This is a genomic window from Leclercia tamurae, from assembly GCF_025566055.1.
Lineage (GTDB): Bacteria > Pseudomonadota > Gammaproteobacteria > Enterobacterales > Enterobacteriaceae > Enterobacter > Enterobacter tamurae.
The window spans coordinates 113,360-134,114 of record NZ_JAMHKS010000075.1 but is presented as its reverse complement, the minus strand read 5'-3'; the positions used below and the strand labels follow the sequence as shown (position 1 = coordinate 134,114).

The following is a 20,755-nucleotide window of genomic DNA, read 5'->3' as shown; positions in this document are numbered from 1 at the left end:
TCTTCCTGCTCAGGCCGGGCTTACTCAATCGGATTTATCGGATAGATTTATATAAAATACATCTTATTAAGGGTAATAAGATCAATCCATTAACCCCGAACTGCGCAAATACTGTAAGAGTATCACCGTTTTGCCGTCCCGAATTTCACCCGATTGTACCATCAATAGCGCCTCGCTAAAGGGCAGCTCCAGGACCTCGATCTCTTCGTCTTCGATGCCGCCGCCCTTGCCCGCACGCTGGGCATCGCTGTATTCCGCCACGAAGAAATGGACGATCTCCGTTACGCCACCGGGGGACATGTACAGCTCAAACACCTTGCGCGCGTTACCGACCACAAAACCGGTCTCTTCGATCGCCTCTTTGCGAATGCAGACTTCCGGCTCATCGTTATCCAGCAGCCCGGCGCAGGTTTCAATCAAGCGTCCGTCGGGATTGCCGTTCACCCAGGTGGCGATACGGAACTGGCGGATCAGCACCACGCTCTGCTTCGCAGGGTTATAGAGCAGGACCGTGGCGCCGTTACCGCGATCGTAAACTTCACGTTTGTGGCGCACCACTTCGCCGTTGTTCCGCGTCAAATCGTAGGTCAGGTTGCGCAGAATGAAATAGTTATCCGAGAGGCACTTGTCTTTAATCAGTTCAATTTTCAAGGTTATACAGGCTCCATTACGCGTCATGCCGGTCATTTTACGCTGTGAAGCCTGCCTTGTCGTCCGTCGGCTTAATGCGCCGCGGGCGCGTGAACCCCAAGCCAGTCGACGATGCCCTGAGCGGCGTGTCGCCCTTCCGCCATCGCGGTGACCACCAGATCGGCACCGCGCACTGCGTCGCCCCCGGCAAAGATCTTCGGGTTGCTGGTCTGATAGCGGTAGCGCGACTCGACGCTGGCGGCGATCCGCCCCCAGTCATCCACCTCGACGCTCTGCGCCTGTAGCCAGGGCATCGCATGCGGGTTGAAGCCAAAGGCCATGATCACCGCATCGGCAGGCATCACAAACTCGCTGCCCTCGATGGGCACCGGGCGACGCCGGCCCTGGGCATCCGGCTCACCCAGCCGGGTACGCAGCAGGCGAATACCGTTAACCCGCCCGGCGTCGTCGAGGGTCAGCTCTACCGGCTGGACGTTAAATTCAAAAGTGGCCCCCTCTTCCCAGGCGTTTTTGACCTCTTTTTTCGAGCCCGGCATGTTGGCTTCGTCCCGGCGGTAGGCGCAGGTGACGCTGGCAGCCCCGTGGCGCAGCGCGGTGCGTACGCAGTCCATCGCCGTATCGCCCCCGCCGAGCACCACCACGTTCAGCCCGGCGGTATCGACAAAGGGCTCTTCCTCCGACGACGGCAGCCCCATCAGCTGCCGGGTGTTGCCCACCAGGAACGGCAGGGCATCGTAAACGCCAGGCGCATCCTCATGGGGAATGCCCGCCTTCATCGAACGGTAGGCGCCCACCCCGACAAACAGGGCATCGAACTCGCTGAGCAGCTGCGCCAGCGGGATATCTTTGCCCACCTCGCAGTTCAGTTCGAAGCGAATACCCATCGCCGTGAAAATCTCCCGGCGGCGAGCCAGCAGGGATTTATCCAGCTTAAAGGCCGGAATGCCGAAGGTGAGCAGGCCGCCGATTTCCGGGTGGCGATCGAAGACCGTGACGCTGACCCCGCGGCGGATTAACGCATCGGCGCAGGCCAGCCCGGCGGGCCCGGCCCCGATAATCGCGACCTGCTTATTGACGGGGGTAACATGGCTCAGATCGGGCCGCCAGCCTTTCGCCAGCGCCTGGTCGGAGATATAGCGCTCGATGTTGCCGATGGTCACCGACCCGGCAACGTCGCGCACCGTGCAGGCGCCTTCGCACAGTTTGTCCTGGGGACAGACCCGGCCGGTTACCTCCGGCAGGCAGTTGGTCTGATGGGATAACTCCACCGCGGCGTCGATATCCCCGGCCTTTACGTACTCAATCCACTGGGGAATGTGGTTGTGCAGCGGACAGGTCCATTCGCATACCGAATGCTCCCCGCAGGTCAGGCAGCGGTCGGCCTCACGCTGGGCCTGCGCCGGGCGGAACGGCAGATAAATTTCGTCGAAATTACCCGCCCGCGCTTCGGGAGTCAGTTTATCCGGCTCGCCGCGGGCGGTCAGGGCAAACATCCGCTCGCGCTTGCTCATCTCCCGGGGAGCGAGCGCCGCGCCGGTCTGCCACGGCTGCGCCTCATGACACGCCGTGCGTACCTGCCGCGTGCGGGCCAGCTGGTTCAGGGTATCGGGGGTAACGCGCGACAGGGCATCCGCCGGGCAGTTCGCCACGCAGGCAGGGCCTTCGGGGCGATCCAGGCACAGATCGCACTTCTGCGCGGTGGTGGTGACGATCTCCATGGTGCCAAACGGGCAGGCCACCACACAGGCTTTGCAGCCGATACATTGCTTCGCTTCAACCTGCACGCTGTCGCGCATCCGGCTGATGGCCCCGTTCGGGCAGCTCTGGATGCAGGGGGCGTTTTCGCAGTGGTGGCAGGTGACGGCGCTGTGTGTGTTGCCCTCTTTCACCACGGTGATACGAGGGGTAAAATGGCGCGCGTTGAGGGCATGTTGTTCATTATGATGCGCCATGACGCACGCCACTTCGCAGGCACGACATCCAATGCATAGCTGGCTGTTGGTCATAATAAAATGATTCATCACGGTTCCCCTGCTGGGCTGAATAACCTTATTCTTTGTATGAATAATGTATTTACCCACCGCAACGGATTCAGGCAATGTTCAATTGCCCAGGAACGCGAACTATTTCGCCTGAACCTGTGTCAGATCAATTAATTTCATTCCTGATGAAATTACGTTTCATTCCCCAGCGGAAACGCTTATCAGGTCTGTATGGTATTAGCTCAGGACGCGATTTGTGATTGTAAAACAACCGGTTTCACGCAGCCTTGCCCGGGCCTTTTTCGCCATCATTGCGCTATCGCTATTGACCAGCGCCATCGCCCTGTTTACCCTCGCCAGCAGTCAGCGCGACGCCGAAGCGATCAACCTGGCGGGGTCATTGCGCATGCAGAGCTATCGCCTGGGTTACGATATGCAGCGGGGCAGCGCCGATCTGCTGCCCCATCGCCAGACCTGGGAGCAAACGCTGAACGCCCCCGCCCTGCTGACGCTGAAAAGCTGGTACGTGCCGGATGAGGTTCAACAGCATTATCACCTGCTGCAGCTGGCGTGGCAGGGGGTGGACGAGAAACTGGATCAGGGCGATTACGCCTGGTATCAGAACCATATGGATGAGTATGTGGCGCGTATCGACGCTTTTGTCCTCTCCCTGCAACATTACGCCGAACATAAAATCCAGCTGGTGTTCGCCATCTCCTTTGCCGGAGGGATCGGCATCATCCTGCTGGCATTCAACACGCTGCGGCGGATCCGCCGGCAGGTGGTCGCCCCGCTCAATCATCTGGTCGCCTCCAGCCTGCACATCGAACAGGGCCGGTTTGATACCCCGGTGCCGGATACCGATCTGCCGAACGAGCTTGGCCTGCTTTCCCGTACCTTTAACCATATGGCCACCGAGCTGCACAGCCTGTATCGCTCGCTGGAAATTTCGGTTGAAGAGAAGACGCACCATCTGCACGAGGCTCACCAGCAGCTGGAGATGTTGTTTACCTGTTCGCAGGAGATGAATACCAGCACGATCGACAGCCACTGTTTCCGCCATATCCTGCAAACCGTGCGCGAATACACCGGGATCACCTGGCTGGCGCTGCACACCAGCGACGGCTGGAAAATGCAGGAGGGTGAGGCCGCCGGACACCTTGAGACGCAGGTGCTGCCGGTCGTCATGCTGGAGACCCGCTTCGGTGAGCTGCGCTGGCAAAGCGAGCAGCGCGCCGTCCCGATCCCGCTGATGAAAAGCGTCGCCACCATGCTCGGGCGTGGCCTCTTCTCCAACCAGGCTCAGAAGCACTACCACCAGCTGCTGCTGATGGAGGAGCGCGCCACCATCGCCCGCGAGCTGCACGACTCGCTGGCGCAGGTGCTGTCGTATCTGCGTATCCAGCTGACGCTGCTCAAACATGCGGTGCCGGAGGAGAATGAGCCGGCGCAGGCGATCATTACCGATTTCTCCCGGGCGCTGAATGCCGCTTACCGCCAGCTGCGCGAGCTGCTGACCACCTTCCGCCTGACCCTGAATCAGGCCAACCTCCCCGTCGCGCTGCAGGAGACGCTGGACGATCTGCAGAAGCAGACCAGCGCAACACTGCGCCTCGACTGTCGCCTCTCCTCCCTGGCGCTGGACGCCCAGATGCAGGTTCACCTGCTGCAAATTGTGCGCGAGGCAGTGCTGAACGCCATCAAGCACGCCCAGGCTAGCGATATCCAGATCAGCTGCGTTACCGCCCCGGACGGCAGCCATACGGTGAGCATTCGCGACGACGGGATTGGGATTGGCGACGCCAGCGAGCCGCCGGGGCACTACGGTCTGAACATCATGCGCGAGCGCGCCGACAGGCTCGGAGGCACCCTGCACTTCTCCCAGCCACCCGGCGGAGGGACGCAGGTCAGCGTCTGTTTCCGCTCGTCAGCCAGTACCGAGGGTAAATAACGGTAAAATCAGGGGGAATGTCACCGCTCAGCCATGGGGATGGGCAATACTCACCGCTTCAGGATAATCGCGCGGATAAAGCGCATGATAATTTACATTATCTCCTTTATTTCTCCACGTTTGGCATCCGCCTTGCCGCTAGAGTGATGCGGGCAATGTACAATGACGACGCGCAGCAAAACGAGGTCTTATTTTAATGGCGAATTTTTTCATCGATCGCCCCATTTTTGCCTGGGTGCTGGCAATTCTGTTGTGCCTGACCGGCACGCTGGCCATTTTTTCCCTTCCTGTTGAGCAGTATCCGGATCTGGCTCCGCCTAACGTGCGGATCACGGCTAATTATCCCGGGGCCTCCGCACAGACCCTCGAGAATACCGTCACCCAGGTGATCGAGCAGAACATGACCGGCCTCGACAACCTGATGTACATGTCCTCCCAGAGCAGCGCCACCGGGCAGGCGACGGTCACGCTGAGCTTTACCGCGGGCGCTGACCCGGATGAAGCGGTGCAGCAGGTGCAGAACCAGCTCCAGTCCGCGCTGCGTAAGCTGCCGCAGGCGGTGCAGAATCAGGGCGTGACGGTGCGTAAAACCGGCGATACCAACATCCTGACCATCGCCTTTGTCTCCACCGACGGGTCGATGGACAAGCAGGATATCGCCGACTATGTCGCCAGTAATATTCAGGATCCGCTCAGCCGCATCAACGGCGTGGGGGATATCGACGCCTACGGCTCGCAATACTCGATGCGCATCTGGCTCGACCCGGCGAAGCTAAACAGTTTCCAGATGACGGCGAAAGACGTCACCGACGCCATCGAATCGCAAAACGCGCAGATTGCGGTCGGCCAACTGGGGGGTACGCCGTCCATTGATAAGCAGGCGCTGAACGCCACCATCAACTCCCAGTCGCTGTTGCAGACCCCCCAACAGTTCCGCGATATCACCCTGCGCGTCAACCAGGACGGCTCGGAAGTGCGGCTGGGTGATGTCGCCACCGTGGAGATGGGCGCGGAGAAGTACGATTACCTGAGCCGCTTCAACGGCAAGCAGGCCTCCGGTCTGGGGGTCAAGCTGGCCTCCGGGGCCAACGAGATGGCCACGGCTGAACAGGTCATCAGCCGCCTCGATGAGCTGTCGCACTATTTCCCCCACGGGCTCGAATACAAAATTGCCTACGAAACCACCTCTTTTGTGAAGGCTTCGATTGAGGATGTGGTGAAAACCCTGCTGGAAGCCATCGCCCTGGTGTTCCTGGTGATGTACCTGTTCCTGCAAAACTTCCGCGCCACGTTGATCCCGACCATTGCCGTACCGGTGGTGCTGATGGGCACCTTCACGGTGCTGTACGCCTTTGGCTATAGCATCAACACCCTCACCATGTTTGCGATGGTGCTGGCGATAGGCCTGCTGGTGGATGACGCTATCGTGGTGGTGGAGAACGTCGAACGTATCATGAGCGAAGAGGGGCTCTCCCCGCGCGAGGCGACGCGAAAATCGATGAAGCAGATCCAGGGGGCGCTGGTGGGGATTGCCATGGTGCTGTCAGCGGTGTTTGTGCCGATGGCCTTCTTTGGCGGCACCACCGGTGCGATCTACCGCCAGTTCTCCATCACCATCGTCTCAGCGATGGTGCTGTCGGTGCTGGTGGCGATGATCCTCACCCCGGCGCTGTGCGCTACCCTGCTTAAACCGCTGCACAAGGGCGAGCAGCACGGCCAGAAAGGGTTCTTTGGCTGGTTCAACCGTATGTTCAACCGCAACGCCGCGCGCTATGAGGCGGGCGTCGGGCGGATATTGCATCGCAGCCTGCGCTGGGTGCTGATCTACGTCCTGCTGCTGGGCGGCATGGTGTTCCTGTTCCTGCGTCTGCCCACCTCGTTCCTGCCCCTGGAAGATCGGGGCATGTTCATCACCTCAGTGCAGTTGCCCAGCGGCTCTACCCAACAGCAGACCCTGAAGGTGGTCCAGCAGGTCGAGCAGTACTTCTTCACTAAAGAGAAGGATAGCGTGCTGTCGGTCTTTGCCACCGTGGGCTCTGGCCCCGGCGGGAACGGGCAGAACGTGGCGCGTATGTTCGTGCGCCTGAAAGACTGGGATGAGCGCGATGCCAAAACCGGTAGCTCGTTCGCCATTATCGAGCGCGCCACTAAAGCCTTCAGCCATATTAAAGAGGCGCGGGTCTTCGCCAGTAGCCCACCGGCGATCAGCGGGCTCGGCAGTTCGGCAGGTTTTGATATGGAGCTGCAGGATCACGCCGGGGCCGGGCATGTGGCGCTGATGGCCGCGCGCGACCGCCTGCTGGAGCTGGCCGGGGAAGATCCTTCCCTCACCCGCGTGCGCCACAACGGTCTGGATGACAGCCCGCAGGTGCAGATTGATATCGACCAGCGTAAGGCGCAGGCGCTCGGCGTGGACATTGACGATATCAACGACACCCTGCAAACCGCGTGGGGCTCGAGCTACGTGAACGACTTTATGGATCGGGGCCGCGTGAAAAAGGTCTACGTGCAGGCGGCGGCTAAATACCGCATGCTGCCGGACGATATCAACATGTGGTATGTGCGTAACAAAGACGGCGGCATGGTGCCCTTCTCGGCCTTCGCCACCTCACGCTGGGAGACTGGCTCCCCACGTATGGAGCGCTACAACGGCTATTCGGCGGTAGAGATTGTCGGTGAGGCCGCGCCGGGCGTGAGTACCGGTACGGCGATGGATGTGATGGAAAATCTGGTCCAGCAGTTGCCTGCCGGTTTTGGTCTTGAGTGGACCGCGATGTCGTATCAGGAGCGCCTCTCCGGTGCCCAGGCGCCGGCGCTGTATGCTCTGTCGCTGCTGGTGGTGTTCCTCTGTCTGGCCGCCCTGTACGAGAGCTGGTCGGTGCCGTTCTCGGTGATGCTGGTGGTGCCGCTGGGGGTGATTGGCGCCCTGCTCGCCACCTGGATGCGCGGGCTGGAGAATGACGTCTACTTCCAGGTCGGGCTGCTAACGGTTATTGGCCTGTCCGCGAAGAACGCCATTCTGATTGTTGAGTTTGCTAACGAGATGAATGAGAAAGGTCAGGAGCTGATGGCAGCGACTCTTGATGCCTGTCGCCAGCGCCTGCGCCCGATCCTGATGACCTCGCTGGCGTTTATCTTTGGCGTGCTGCCGATGGCTACCAGCTCTGGCGCGGGATCGAGCAGCCAGCACGCGGTGGGAACCGGGGTGATGGGCGGGATGATCTCCGCGACCATCCTCGCCATTTACTTTGTGCCGCTGTTCTTTGTGCTGGTCCGTCGACGGTTCCCGTTAAAAGAACGACAGAAATAAGATGTTGAAAATGAAAAAGGCGTCCTTACCGGCCGCCTTTTTTGTGTGTTTATTTTCACACTATAGTTATTTAGCTAATTAAGTGCTCTTGCATTTCTTCCTGAATGTCATTTACGAAGCATGCCTTCGATAAAATCTTTCCAGTTCCCCAGTTCACGTTCAATCATAACTACCTCTCTTATTATTATGGCCATTCTACGAGAATATATCATCATTGTGAAGACTTTTTAATCAGTTCTTCTGCTCTACCCCCGTTGGTACGACTGGCTTGTAGATAATATGGGTCCAGTCCGATAAATTTTATGTGACCAACTGCAATATTTTGAAATAACCTTGATTAACGATGAAAAAATTAATTAGCGACTGTTCTTACACGACTTTTTAGCGCCTGGACTTCTATGCGATAAAGATGAAATAATATTCATAGCCTGTACGTTATTTATGCCAGGTATGGATATAAAATAATGTCATAAAACAAATGTGTTATATTTCCGCAATTGTTGAAGCTTCGAAAATACTGAGCAACTGGCCACTATTAAGACAAAAGGATTCACCATGATCACCCTGTACGGAATCAAAAATTGCGACACCATCAAAAAAGCACGCCGCTGGCTGGACGATAACCACGTCGATTACCGTTTTCATGACTATCGCGTCGACGGTCTGGATGCTGATTTAATGCAGAAATTCATCGCGGAGCTGGGCTGGGAAGCGCTGCTGAACACCCGCGGCACCACCTGGCGCAAGCTGGAAGAAAATCACCGCGCCAGTATCAATAATGCCGACAGCGCCGCTGCCTTAATGCTTGAAATGCCAGCAATCATCAAACGCCCATTGCTCTGGGCGCCCGGTAAGCCTATGCTGCTGGGTTTCAACGAAAAGCAATACCAAACCTACTTTATTGAGGTGTAGTCTATGTCATGCCCGGTCATTGAGCTGACTCAGCAGCTTATTCGCCGCCCCTCCCTGAGCCCGGATGATGCGGGTTGTCAGGCGCTGATGATCGAACGCCTGCGGGCGATTGGTTTTACCGTCGAACCTATGGATTTTGGCGATACGCAAAATTTCTGGGCCTGGCGCGGTCAGGGCGAAACGCTGGCGTTTGCCGGACATACTGATGTGGTGCCAGCCGGTGACGCTGACCGCTGGATCAATCCCCCTTTCGAACCGACGATCCGCGACGGCATGCTGTTTGGTCGCGGCGCGGCGGACATGAAGGGTTCCCTGGCAGCGATGGTGGTTGCCGCCGAACGCTTCGTGGCGCAATACCCGAACCATAAAGGCCGTCTGGCGTTTTTAATCACTTCCGATGAAGAAGCCAGCGCCAAAAACGGCACCGTGAAGGTAGTGGAAGCGCTGATGGCGCGCAACGAACGTCTGGATTACTGCCTGGTGGGCGAGCCGTCCAGCACGGAGGTGGTGGGTGACGTGGTCAAAAATGGCCGTCGCGGCTCGATGACCTGTAACCTCACCATTCATGGCGTGCAGGGGCACGTGGCCTATCCGCATCTGGCCGATAACCCGGTACACCGCGCCGCCCCGATGCTCAACGAGCTGGTGGGGATCGAGTGGGACAAGGGCAACGACTATTTCCCGCCGACCAGCATGCAGATTGCTAACATTCAGGCCGGCACCGGCAGCAACAACGTCATCCCCGGCGATCTGTTTGTGCAGTTTAACTTCCGCTTCAGCACCGAACTGACCGACGAGATGATCAAAGCCCGCGTCGCGGCCCTGCTGGAGAAGCACCAGTTGCGCTACAGCGTGGAGTGGTGGATTTCCGGCCAGCCGTTCCTGACCGGGCGCGGGAAGCTGGTGGATGCGGTGGTTAACGCTATCGCGCACTATAATGAAATTAAACCGCAACTGCTGACCACGGGCGGCACATCCGACGGACGCTTTATTGCCCGTATGGGTGCGCAGGTGGTCGAACTTGGGCCGGTGAATGCCACCATTCATAAAATTAATGAATGCGTGAATGCCGCTGATTTACAGCTGCTGGCCCGTATGTATCAACGTATCATGGAGCAACTCGTCGCCTGACGGTTGCCCTGAAGAAGGATAAGCGAATGGACTGGCTGGCTAAATACTGGTGGATTTTGGTACTGGTTTTTCTGGTAGGCGTGCTGCTAAACGTGATCAAGGATCTTAAGCGCGTTGACCATAAGAAATTCCTCGCCAACAAACCTGACCTCCCTCCGCATCGTGACTTTAACGACAAGTGGGATGATGAAGACGACTGGCCGAAGAAGGACCAGAAGAAGTAATGACTTAACCCTCTCCCCTGCGGGAGAGGGTTAGCCTTCAGAGAAATTCAACAATACTGTCATCGTTCGGCTTACCGCCGCTGAGTGCTTCATCGAAGTAGTGTTTCGGCACGGTAAAGCGCAGATGATCCAGCGCAAATTGCATACTGCGATCGTCAATGGCGTGTCCCAGATCGTCAACAATATCGAGCGTCACATCGCCGCCCGCGCGGATCAGCGCTTCCTGACCAGCCATCGCATGGGACAGCTCAATCACATGGTCTTCCCCGCCGTGGATCAGGTGGATAGTGGTCGCCGTGGTCGCCCGTTCCGGCAGGGTCGCATAGCGGCCGTTGAACGCAATCACCCGCGAGGCTAAACCCGGCTCGGCTTTCACGCTCTCCAGCGCCATAATCGCCCCTTGAGAAAAACCGATCAGCGCGGTGGCATTCGCCCCGACGCCGCTTTGCTGCTGCCAGTAACGCACCGTCCCGACAAAGGTCGGCATAATTGCATCCACCCGCTCCTGACGACTCTCTTCAGTCACGCCCTGCACCGAAAACCACTGCCGACCATCGGGGCCGCACGGCTCTGCGCCGCCCACGCTGACCACCAGAGCATCAGGAAACAGCGGCGCAAACCAGCTGCCAATCTGCGCCATATTGGCCGGGTTATCGCCGACGCCATGAAACAGCAGCAGTAGCTGTTTGGCCGGACGATCGGGGCTCTGGACAACAAAATGGTCATGTTTCATGGCGGTCTCCTTAATTGATAAGCGGGATTCTACGCCTGACAGGCAGAATGAACATGCCAGTTTACTGATGAAGTCATTGAAAAAATTGCCATTGCAAAACGGTGTGCTTCAGCTTCTGGCAGCGTTCGCTGTCCAGCTGCGCCAGCGCCTGGCCGGTCTCGATACGCAGCTGGCTCAGCAGGGCTTTGCGTCCGCTGAGACCTGACGCGCGGCCCAGGGCGCTATCGTCCAGCCCCTGTTCGATTTTGCCCCGCAGTCCGGCCAGCGGCAGATCCGTCGCCTGCAGCAGTCGCGTCAGGCTGGCCACCGCCGCCGTAAAGGGGCGGTGCGCAAAGGCAAACCCGGCCAGATCCAGCCAGTCATCATCATTAAGGGTAGCCTCACCTGCGGGCGCTACCGGGATCTTTTCACCGTTCCAGCGTTCAATCACCGGCGCATCACGACAGAGCCGCTGCTGCTCATGCTGGCACAGCGCCTGCCCCGCCGGGCTGAGCGGAAGCATCGCCATCGCCGTGTAGCAGCCGCTGCTGGCCTCGCGGTGGCTGCCCATACGCACCAGCACAAAGCCACAGCGCTGCCAGAAGCGCCAGAGTTCCCCGGTATAGCCGAAACTGACGGAGAGGTAGTCGATATTCTTCTGCTGGCGGGCGGTGGCAATCAGCGCCTGGCCAATGCCTTCGCGCTGGCGAGCGGGATGGACCGCAACGCGCGTTACCCGCCGGGCGGTAAGAGTAGCCGCCTGCGGGGAGCCACCGTGAGCGGCCAGCGATTGCGCCACCAGGTTGCCGCGTGGACGGCGATAGCCCGCCCACACCGCCTGGCTGAGCGACGGGCTCAGACCGCCCTCCTCCACCAGCCACAGCGCGCCACAGACGCCATCAGCCGTTCGGGCGACGGCAAAATGCTGCCCCGGGGCATCCATCATCCGCCGCAGATCAAGCGGTGAGGTCCGGTAGTGCGCGGCGCAGAGCAGTTTATAGACCGCCGCCGGGAGATCGGGATCATGGCTCCAGGCCTCCTGCTCCAGCGGCATACAGACGATCTCCCCCTGCGGGACGCGCTCGTCAGGTTCGTCATCAAACAGCAACACCTCGGCGATAATGCGCTCCAGCGGACAGCCCGCCGCCCAGCGCACCGGTTCGCTAAGGGTGAAGTAACGCAGCCCGGCAAAGCGGGCGCAGAATTTCAGCAGGAATCCCCTGCCGGTGCCCTCATAACCCTGCACCGTGGTGGTCAGCAGCACACGGGGGAAGCGCGTCACCAGCCGCGCCAGCAGCGGGCCGGGGATCGCCGCCGCCTCATCAACGATCAGCCACTCGGCGCGCTCGTCCGAGGCCAGCAGCGCGTCCGGGGCCATAAAGTGATAGCGATCGCCACCAAAGCGGGCGATAACCTCCGTCGCCGCTCGGGCGGGTGCCGTTACAATGGCGTGGCCTGCAATGCGTTGCAGCAGCATGCCTGCCAGCGCGGACTTTCCGCGTCCGCGCGCGGCAGTCACGGCGGCGACCCCTTCGGGCATCGACGAAAGTTGGGCGAGGATCGCGGCCTGCTCGCGCTGCGGCTCACCGCTGGCCGGGTGCCAGTCGGGGGCAGACAGGGTTTGCAGACCGGGGAAAGGCGCGCCCTGCTGCCAGAGTAAGACCTGCGGATCGCGCGTGATATGTCGGCAGAAATGTTCAGTAAAACGAGGAGTGGGGGTTGGCTGGGGCCTGTCGCTCCAGCGCAACGAATCCTGGTCGGCCTGCTCCGGCCAACGCGCCAGGGCCGGAGTGAGTAAAACCAGCAGGCTTCCGGCCCGCAATGTGCCGCCGACGGCCGCGAAGGCCGAGACGTCAAAGCCCCGGCGGGCATCGAAGATGGCGTGGAGAAACTCGCGGCCCAGCAGCTGATTCAGCGCCTGGGGTGAACAGGACGGGAGCTGTGGAGCATCGTTACCAACCCACAGCCAGTCTCCGGGATGTTTTTCTTTCAGCAGCAGCGCCTGCTGCTGCGTCCATGTATCATCCCCGCTCAGCACCAGCAGTCGCCGGTGCCCCTCCCGCGCCAGTTGTTCCGGTAACCCGGATAAATTCATCCCTGACATTGAGAATTACATGGCCTTACCGAAGGTATTGCACTGGCCAGGATCGCCGCCGTCAAAGCCTTTTTTGAACCAGCTGTAACGCTGTTCTGAAGTCCCGTGAGTAAAGCTGTCCGGCACCACATGCCCCTGACTCTGCTGCTGCAAACGATCGTCACCAATCGCCTGCGCGGCGTTAAGCGCCTCTTCCAGGTCTCCCGCCTCCAGCACGCCCTCCTGCTGCATATTGTGGCCCCAGACCCCGGCAAAGCAGTCAGCCTGCAGCTCCATACGCACCGACAGCGCATTCACTTCGCTCTTGCTGGCGTTCTGCTGCAGCTGGCGAACCTTTGGCTCAATGCCGAGCAGTTTCTGCACGTGATGGCCTACTTCATGGGCGATGACGTAGCCCTGGGCAAAATCGCCGTCGGCGCCCAGCTTGCGTTTCATGTCATCGTAGAAGGAGAGATCGATATAGACGGTAGAATCGGCAGGGCAGTAGAACGGCCCCATTACTGATTGCCCGGTCCCGCAGCCGGTACGCGTGGCGCCGCGGTACATCACCAGCTTCGGCTGCTGGTAGGTGCGACCCATTTTGTCGAAAAGTTGACCCCAGGTATCTTCCGTCGTGGCCAGGATCACCGAGGTGAATTTCGCCGCTTCATCTTCATTTGGACTGATCGAGCGCGTCGCCTGCTGCTGCTGCGGCATCGGTTGCCCGGTGAGTAACCCGCTCAGGTCGACCCCGTAGTAACCTGCTACCACAACCACCAGCAGAATAATGATACCGCCCTTTCCGCCCGGCAGCCGGAAGCCCGGCCCACCCATTGACGGACCACCGCTACTACGTCTGTCATCTACATTGTCGCTTCCACGACGCCCTTGCCAGCGCATAACCACCTCGAAATTATCATCTTAATAATAAATATGATCGTAGGCGGTTCGGGGCAAGATTACCACTGGAAACAAAGGTGAGATGCCAGAGGAACAGAGGTTCCCCTGGCGACAGGACGGGATTAGTCGAGTTTAACACCCAGACGGTGGGCAACGGCTTCGTACGCTTCAATCACACCGCCCAGGCTTTGGCGGAAGCGGTCTTTGTCCATTTTATCCAGCGTCTCTTTGTCCCACAGGCGGCTGCCGTCAGGTGAGAATTCATCACCCAGAACCACCTCGCCTTTATACAATCCGAATTCCAGTTTGAAGTCGACCAGGATCAGGCCGGCGTCATCAAACAGCTTCTTCAGCACGTCATTGGCTTTGAAGGTCAGCTCCTGCATGCGCGCCAGGTTCTCTTTGCTCACCCAGCCAAAGGTTTCGCAGTAAGATTCGTTGACCATCGGATCGTGCATGGCGTCGTTTTTCAGGAACAGGTCGAACAGCGGCGGGTTGAGCTCGATGCCCTCTTCAATACCCAGACGCTTCACCAGGGAGCCTGCGGCGCGGTTACGGACGACACATTCCACCGGTACCATATCCAGCTTTTTCACCAGACATTCGGTATCGGACAGCAACGCTTCCATTTGCGTAGGGATGCCCGCTTCTTCCAGCTTGCTCATAATGAAGTGGTTGAACTTGTTGTTCACCATCCCTTTACGGTCAAACTGTTCAATGCGCGCGCCATCTCCTGCTGACGTATCATTGCGGAACTCGAGCACCAACAGATCCGGGTTCTCCGTGCTGTATACGGTTTTCGCTTTGCCACGATACAACTCAGCTTGCTTCTGCATCTTCATTACTCCTGGTGTGATGATTTGTGTTCAAAACTGGAGATATTATGCCACGCACACGTTTGCGTAGCACGAAAATAAAAAGGGCTGGATTCACCAGCCCTCTTTTTTATTTGCTGAATGCCGCCTGGAAGACAGCGACCAGCGCATCGTTCTGCGACTGGGTCAGGGTGTGACCTTTTGGATCGATAAACTGCAGGCTGCTACGGTTGTCCAGATCGCCGACCTGAAGCTTGTAGTCGCCGGAAGCCAGACCCGGATCGCGTGCGCCCAGCGCTTCCCAGCTGCTGTCAGACAGCGGCTTGTAGGTCACCGCCATGCTGCCGGTCGAGCGGGTGCTGTCGGTCACTTTCATGCCGACGCGCTCAAGCGTGGCAGGCAGACGCTGCCAGACCTGGTTGAACGGACCACGTACGACAAGCATTGGCAGACCGGTTTCGTCGGCAGCGCTCTGCACGTCGAAGCTTGCGCCATTGCGGCTCTGGGCAGCATTGGCAGCGTCGGTTGCGTTTTTGTCGAGGCCCGCAGCGATGGTGTTAAGCATCTCGGTGCTGTAGCGCTGCAGGGAAGCGGCATCGGAGACGGGCTTGCCTGCCTGCTCGAGGTTCAGCAACTTAACCACGACCGCCTGCTGATAACCCTGAGGTTTAACAGAGACTTGATAACGTCCACGGTACTGTTGATCTTCATCCAGACGGGACCATTCGATCCAGTCTGTCGACAGCGTCTGGCTGGCGTCATCGCGTTGCGTGATTGTGTAGTTCTTCGACTGAATCACGCTGACAACCTGCGGCCACAGCGCGGCATTACGCGCGCTCTCAACCTGCAGCGTCGCGGTATCGCCGGTGAACTGAGTACGCGCCCCGCTTACCAGCGCCAGAGGCTGTGCTGGCGGACGGATATCAAGCGCTTTGCCTACCGCGCCGCTCCCGTTGGTGACCGGAATGTTATAGTCGCCATTTTGAACGGGCAGGATCATGCCAGCGGGCGCATGAAGTTCAGCAAGCGGCGCAGCATCCAGATAGGATTCGTCACCGCTCACCTGGCGCTTGTAGCGTGAATCTGAGCTACAGGCCGCGAGCAACATAACAAGCGAAACACCCGCAACCTTCACCAGGCGCGACTTCTGTACTGAGTAAGCCATCAAATCTCCCTAAACTTTACAGCAGACCGGCATGCTTCAGCGCGCCAGTGACCGTTTCGCGACCGTGGTCGGTAATCGGGGTCATCGGCAGGCGCAGCGTATCGGTCGCTACAAGTCCCAACTCCTTACATGCCCATTTCACTGGGATCGGATTGGGTTCGACAAATAATTTGTTGTGCAGCGGCATCAGACGCTGGTTAATCACGCGGGCTTCCTGGAAATGACCGGCAGCCGCCAGTTTACACATTTCAGCCATATCGCGGGCTGCAATGTTGGAGGTCACGGAAATTACCCCGTGGCCGCCGAGCTGCATAAAGTCCAGCGAGGTCGCATCATCACCGCTCAGCAGAATAAAGTCGTCTGAAACCAGCTCTTTGATCTGATGAACACGGCTTAAGTTCCCGGTCGCCTCTTTAATACCGATAATATTTTTTACTTTCGCGAGACGGCCAACCGTTTCTGGCAGCATATCGCAGCCAGTGCGCGACGGCACATTATACAGGATTTGTGGCAAGTCAGTATGTTCAGCGATGGCTTTGAAATGCTGGAACAGACCTTCCTGGGTCGGACGGTTGTAGTATGGCGTTACCGTCAGGCAACCGACCACACCCGAGTCGTTGAAGCGCTGGGTCAGGCTGATGGCTTCAGCGGTCGCATTGGCGCCCGTACCGGCGATAACCGGGATACGCCCGTCAGCCAGTTCGAGGGTCATCATGACCACTTCGCCATGCTCTTCATGGCTCAGCGTTGCAGATTCACCGGTAGTCCCTACCGAAACAATCGCCGAGGTTCCGCTGGCGACATGATAATCAATCAGTTTCTTCAGGCTTGACCGGCAGACATTACCTTTCTCATCCATCGGTGTAACAAGCGCAACAATACTTCCCGTGAACATGGGCCATCCTCTGTGCGTACAAGAGCCTCAATGGTACGTTTGGTGCTGTAATAAAAGCAAGGGACATGAGGCCTCCAGGTTATTGTATGCCGGTTTTTTTTATGCTTTCCTTAGAAAGACTAAACCATGCAAAGGAAGAACCGGTTTGACAACATCATCACAACATTACCTGGTTATCACTGCGCTGGGTGCTGACAGGCCGGGGATCGTAAACACCATTACTCGCCACGTCAGTAGCTGCGGCTGCAACATTGAAGACAGCCGTCTGGCGATGCTCGGGGAAGAGTTCACCTTCATCATGCTGCTTTCCGGATCGTGGAATGCCATCACCTTAATTGAATCGACCCTGCCGTTAAAAGGCGCAGAGCTGGATCTGTTAATCGTGATGAAGCGCACCACCGCACGTCCGCAGCCAGCGTTGCCGGCAACCGTCTGGGTCCAGGTGGAAGTGACTGACTCCCCGCACTTAATCGAACGCTTTACCGCCCTGTTTGATAGCCATCAGATGAACATTGCCGAGCTGGTCTCCCGTACCCAGCCGGGTGAAGGCCACACTATTCCTAAACTGTTTATCCAGATCACCGCGCACAGCCCGGCCTCTCAGGATGCATCAAATATAGAGCAAGCGTTCAAAGCCCTCTGTACAGAATTAAATGCGCAAGGCAGTATAAACGTCGTCAATTATTCCCAGCATGAACAAGACGGAGTTGAGTAATGAATCCACTGAAAGCCGGTGACATCGCACCGAAATTTAGCCTGCCCGATCAAGACGGCGAGCAAGTAAATTTAACCGACTTCCAGGGACAGCGTGTTCTGGTCTACTTCTACCCGAAAGCCATGACGCCAGGCTGTACCGTACAAGCGTGCGGTCTACGTGACAACATGGATGAGTTGAAGAGCGCGGGCGTGGAAGTGCTGGGTATCAGTACCGATAAGCCTGAAAAGCTGTCTCGTTTTGCCGAAAAAGAGTTGCTGAACTTCACGCTGCTCTCCGACGAAGACCATCAGGTCTGCGGTGAGTTTGGCATCTGGGGTGAGAAAACCTTTATGGGCAAAACCTACGACGGTATCCACCGCATCAGTTTCCTGATCGATGCCGAAGGTAAAGTCGAACATGTGTTTGATGACTTCAAAACCAGCAATCACCACGACGTGGTACTGAACTGGGTGAAAGAGAACGCCTGATTCGGCTATTGTGCGTGTTTCGCCGGGTGGCGCTACGCTTACCCGGCCTACAAAACCCGTAGGCCCGTGCAAGCGTTAGCGCCGCCGGGCAACAGACTACTCCTCAACTGCCGGGACATCCGGCCAGGCATGCACCACCGCTTTAATCAGCGTTGCCAATGGGATGGCAAAGAACACCCCCCAGAATCCCCATAACCCGCCAAAAATCACCACCGAGAGAATAATGACTAACGGGTGCAGGTTGACCGCTTCCGAGAACAGCACCGGCACCAGCAGGTTACCGTCCAGGCCCTGAATAATCAGATAGACTGCGAAACAGCTCCAGAACTCGGTGCCCAGACCAAACTGGAACAGCGCCACGCCCACGACCGGAATGGTGACCACGAAAGCCCCGATATACGGGATCAGCACCGAGAAGCCCACCAGCACCGCCAGCAGCAGCGAATAGTTAAGACCAAAGATGAAGAAGCCAATCCAGGTGGCAACACCGACAACGATCATCTCCAGCACTTTGCCGCGGATGTAGTTGGTGATCTGCTGGTTCATCTCCTTCCATACCTGCCCTGCCAGGCCACGGTTACGCGGCAGCACGCGGCGCACCGCGTTAAGCATCTGCTCTTTATCTTTGACCAGGAAGAAGACCATCAGCGGCACCAGCACCAGATAGACTGCCAGCGTCAGCAGGCCCACCAGCGACGCGAGGGAGAATTTCACTACCGTGTCCCCCATCGTCATGATGCGGGTACGCATGTTTTCAGCCATCGCATCAATAATGCCCGCATCCATCAGAGCCGGATAACGACGCGGCAGGGTGGCGGCAAAATCCGAGAGCTTGCTGAGCATGCCAGGCATATCGCGAATCAGGTTGATCCCCTGCTGCCAGGCAATCGGCAGCACCACAAAGGACATCACCAGCAGGATACCGACAAAAAAGACCAGTACGATGATGCTGGCCCAGCGGCGGGAGCAGCCGATATTTTCCAGTCGGACCGTCGGCCACTCCAGCAAATAGGCGAGCACAATCGCCACCAGCAGCGGGGCCAGCAGCCCGCTAAAGAAGAAGAGGATGCCAAATCCGGCAACCAGAATAACCAGCAGCGCAATGGCCTCCGGATCGCTAAAGCGTCGGCGGTACCACTGCATTAATAACTCGAGCATGCAACCTTCCCTGAAGATGATGGCTGGACGTAAAAGGTGAATTGTATCGGAGAGTCAATGAAAAGACTTTCGCTTTTTCTTGCTCTGTCACAAAACGCAAAAGCCTGAAAAGAGGGATTTTCTTATCGCCCTGACGCGGCTACACTCGCAGAGCAGCCGCAGGTGAACGATATGCGGGTTATTCGGTCAAATTAGCACACCCACCAGACAGGACAGAGGTTATGTTCAGGCAGTTGAAAAAAACGTTGGTTGCGACGCTCATCGCTGCGCTGGCCGCTGGCCAGATGGTGCCTGCGTTCGCTGACTCTGCAGAATCATTGCCGGACATGGGCACCTCGGCAGGCAGCACGCTCTCCATTGGTCAGGAGCTGCAGATGGGCGACTATTACGTGCGCCAGCTGCGCGGAAGTGCGCCGCTGATTAACGATCCGCTGCTGGTGCAGTACATCAATTCCCTGGGAATGCGCCTTGTCTCCCATGCGGATTCGGTGAAAACCCCTTTCCACTTCTATTTAATCAATAACGATGAGATCAACGCCTTCGCCTTCTTCGGCGGCAATGTGGTGTTGCACTCGGCGTTATTCCGCTACGCCGATAACGAAAGCCAGCTGGCCTCAGTGATGGCGCACGAAATTTCCCACGTCACCCAGCGCCATCTGGCACGCGCCATGGAAGATCAGAAGCGCAGCGCCCCGCTCACCTGGGTGGGCGCGCTGGGCTCCATTCTGCTGGCGATGGCCAGCCCGCAGGCGGGGATGGCGGCGCTGACCGGTACGCTGGCGGGTACGCGTCAGGGAATGATCAGCTTTACCCAGCAGAATGAACAGGAAGCTGACCGCATCGGTATACAGGTGCTGCAGCGCTCCGGGTTTGACCCGCAGGCGATGCCGAATTTCCTTGAAAAGTTACTCGATCGGGCGCGCTACTCCTCGCGTCCACCGGAAATTTTGCTGACCCACCCTCTGCCAGAAAGCCGTCTGTCGGATGCGCGTAACCGTGCCAACCAGATGCGTCCGGTAGTGGTGCAGTCCTCGGAAGATTTCTACATGGCGAAGGTCAGAAGCCTCGGCATGTACAACTCCGGGCGTAACCAGCTGACCAACGATCTGCTGGACGCGCTGGCGAAAGGCAACGTGCGTGAACAGCGCGCGGCCCAGTACGGTCGGGCGTTACAGGCGATGGAGGCCAGCAACTATGATGAGGCCCGCAAGAACCTGCAGCCGCTGCTGACCGCAGAGGCCAACAATGCCTGGTATCTCGATCTGGCCACCGACATCGATTTAGGGCAGAAAAAAGCCCAGGATGCGATTAACCGTCTGAAAGGCGCCCGGGAAATACGCACTAATCCGGTCCTGCAACTCAACCTGGCGAATGCTTATTTACAGGGCGGACAGCCGCAGCAAGCCGCGCCCCTCCTCAACCGCTACACCTTCAGTAATAAAGACGATCCTAACGGTTGGGATCTGCTGGCCCAGGCGGAAGGCGCCCTTGGCCATCGCGATCAGGAGCTGGCGGCCCGCGCCGAAGCTTACGCCCTGGTCGGACGCCTGGATCAGGCCATCTCCCTGCTGAGCAGCGCCAGCTCGCAGGTGAAACTCGGTAGCCTGCAACAGGCCCGTTACGATGCCCGCATCGATCAGTTGCGCCAGCTACAGCAGCGCTACCGTCCGTATGAAAAGATGTAAAGGAG

The 20,755-nt window shown here is 58.2% G+C and carries 18 protein-coding genes; 8 read left to right on the top strand and 10 right to left on the bottom strand.

Features of this window, described 5'->3' with window-relative positions:
- Window positions 1–81 precede the first annotated feature (81 nt).
- Complete coding sequence (gene nudK, locus M8318_RS15215) at window positions 82–657, bottom strand: GDP-mannose pyrophosphatase NudK (protein WP_262663520.1); 576 nt, start codon at window positions 655–657, stop codon at window positions 82–84.
- A gap of 65 nt (window positions 658–722) precedes the next feature.
- Window positions 723–2,672, bottom strand: coding sequence for a formate-dependent uric acid utilization protein AegA (aegA, locus tag M8318_RS15210; RefSeq protein WP_262663402.1), 1,950 nt, complete (start codon window positions 2,670–2,672; stop codon window positions 723–725).
- 217 nt (window positions 2,673–2,889) lie between these two features.
- Here aegA and narQ point away from each other — a divergent pair, with 217 nt between their 5' ends.
- Window positions 2,890–4,584 (top strand): nitrate/nitrite two-component system sensor histidine kinase NarQ, encoded by a 1,695-nt coding sequence (narQ, locus tag M8318_RS15205; protein WP_262663401.1) that lies wholly within the window; start codon window positions 2,890–2,892, stop codon window positions 4,582–4,584.
- A gap of 196 nt (window positions 4,585–4,780) precedes the next feature.
- Entirely contained in the window at window positions 4,781–7,894 is a 3,114-nt protein-coding gene (gene acrD, locus M8318_RS15200; RefSeq protein ID WP_262663400.1) for a multidrug efflux RND transporter permease AcrD, read from the top strand.
- A 107-nt stretch (window positions 7,895–8,001) separates the two neighbouring features.
- On the opposite strand, the gene ypfM is transcribed toward acrD, so the two are convergent.
- The gene (gene ypfM / locus M8318_RS15195; RefSeq protein ID WP_015572204.1) at window positions 8,002–8,061 is read right to left on the bottom strand and encodes a protein YpfM; all 60 of its coding nucleotides are present in this window, start codon (window positions 8,059–8,061) and stop codon (window positions 8,002–8,004) included.
- A gap of 388 nt (window positions 8,062–8,449) precedes the next feature.
- Between ypfM and M8318_RS15190 the strand changes: the two genes are divergently transcribed.
- Genes M8318_RS15190 through M8318_RS15180 form a run of 3 tightly spaced genes read left to right on the top strand, consistent with a single transcriptional unit; the run spans window position 8,450 to window position 10,161 of the window.
- Entirely contained in the window at window positions 8,450–8,806 is a 357-nt protein-coding gene (locus tag M8318_RS15190; RefSeq protein ID WP_106994645.1) for an ArsC family reductase, read from the top strand.
- Between the two features lie 3 nt (window positions 8,807–8,809).
- Complete coding sequence (gene dapE, locus M8318_RS15185) at window positions 8,810–9,937, top strand: succinyl-diaminopimelate desuccinylase (protein ID WP_262663399.1); 1,128 nt, start codon at window positions 8,810–8,812, stop codon at window positions 9,935–9,937.
- Between the two features lie 26 nt (window positions 9,938–9,963).
- Entirely contained in the window at window positions 9,964–10,161 is a 198-nt protein-coding gene (locus M8318_RS15180; protein WP_095453344.1) for a YpfN family protein, read from the top strand.
- A 37-nt stretch (window positions 10,162–10,198) separates the two neighbouring features.
- On the opposite strand, the gene ypfH is transcribed toward M8318_RS15180, so the two are convergent.
- The 6 genes from ypfH to dapA all read right to left on the bottom strand — a co-directional run bounded on the left by ypfH (window position 10,199) and on the right by dapA (window position 16,722).
- Window positions 10,199–10,894 carry an esterase gene (gene ypfH, locus M8318_RS15175; protein WP_262663398.1) on the bottom strand — a complete coding sequence of 232 codons (696 nt, stop codon included), beginning with the start codon at window positions 10,892–10,894 and terminating at the stop codon, window positions 10,199–10,201.
- Window positions 10,895–10,967: 73 nt separating this feature from the next.
- Window positions 10,968–12,968 (bottom strand): tRNA(Met) cytidine acetyltransferase TmcA, encoded by a 2,001-nt coding sequence (locus tag M8318_RS15170; protein WP_408612295.1) that lies wholly within the window; start codon window positions 12,966–12,968, stop codon window positions 10,968–10,970.
- A 15-nt stretch (window positions 12,969–12,983) separates the two neighbouring features.
- A complete protein-coding gene (gene ypfJ, locus M8318_RS15165) occupies window positions 12,984–13,847 on the bottom strand; it encodes a KPN_02809 family neutral zinc metallopeptidase (protein WP_262663396.1) in 864 nt (287 codons plus the stop codon).
- Window positions 13,848–13,969: 122 nt separating this feature from the next.
- Window positions 13,970–14,683, bottom strand: coding sequence for a phosphoribosylaminoimidazolesuccinocarboxamide synthase (gene purC, locus M8318_RS15160; protein WP_032613044.1), 714 nt, complete (start codon window positions 14,681–14,683; stop codon window positions 13,970–13,972).
- Window positions 14,684–14,792: 109 nt separating this feature from the next.
- Entirely contained in the window at window positions 14,793–15,827 is a 1,035-nt protein-coding gene (gene bamC / locus M8318_RS15155) for an outer membrane protein assembly factor BamC (RefSeq protein WP_262663395.1), read from the bottom strand.
- Between the two features lie 16 nt (window positions 15,828–15,843).
- On the bottom strand, window positions 15,844–16,722 hold the full coding sequence (dapA, locus tag M8318_RS15150; RefSeq protein WP_166183304.1) for a 4-hydroxy-tetrahydrodipicolinate synthase: 879 nt from the start codon (window positions 16,720–16,722) through the stop codon (window positions 15,844–15,846).
- Window positions 16,723–16,867: 145 nt separating this feature from the next.
- Between dapA and M8318_RS15145 the strand changes: the two genes are divergently transcribed.
- Together M8318_RS15145 and bcp are read left to right on the top strand one after the other, a co-directional pair.
- Entirely contained in the window at window positions 16,868–17,437 is a 570-nt protein-coding gene (locus tag M8318_RS15145; protein ID WP_207630081.1) for a glycine cleavage system transcriptional repressor, read from the top strand.
- A complete protein-coding gene (gene bcp, locus M8318_RS15140; protein WP_166183306.1) occupies window positions 17,437–17,907 on the top strand; it encodes a thioredoxin-dependent thiol peroxidase in 471 nt (156 codons plus the stop codon). The genes M8318_RS15145 and bcp overlap by 1 nt, the downstream gene beginning before the upstream one ends.
- Window positions 17,908–18,003: 96 nt before the next feature.
- On the opposite strand, the gene M8318_RS15135 is transcribed toward bcp, so the two are convergent.
- Window positions 18,004–19,065 (bottom strand): AI-2E family transporter, encoded by a 1,062-nt coding sequence (locus tag M8318_RS15135; RefSeq protein ID WP_262663394.1) that lies wholly within the window; start codon window positions 19,063–19,065, stop codon window positions 18,004–18,006.
- 221 nt (window positions 19,066–19,286) lie between these two features.
- Here M8318_RS15135 and bepA point away from each other — a divergent pair, with 221 nt between their 5' ends.
- Entirely contained in the window at window positions 19,287–20,750 is a 1,464-nt protein-coding gene (bepA, locus tag M8318_RS15130; RefSeq protein ID WP_106994635.1) for a beta-barrel assembly-enhancing protease, read from the top strand.
- Window positions 20,751–20,755: the final 5 nt, after the last annotated feature.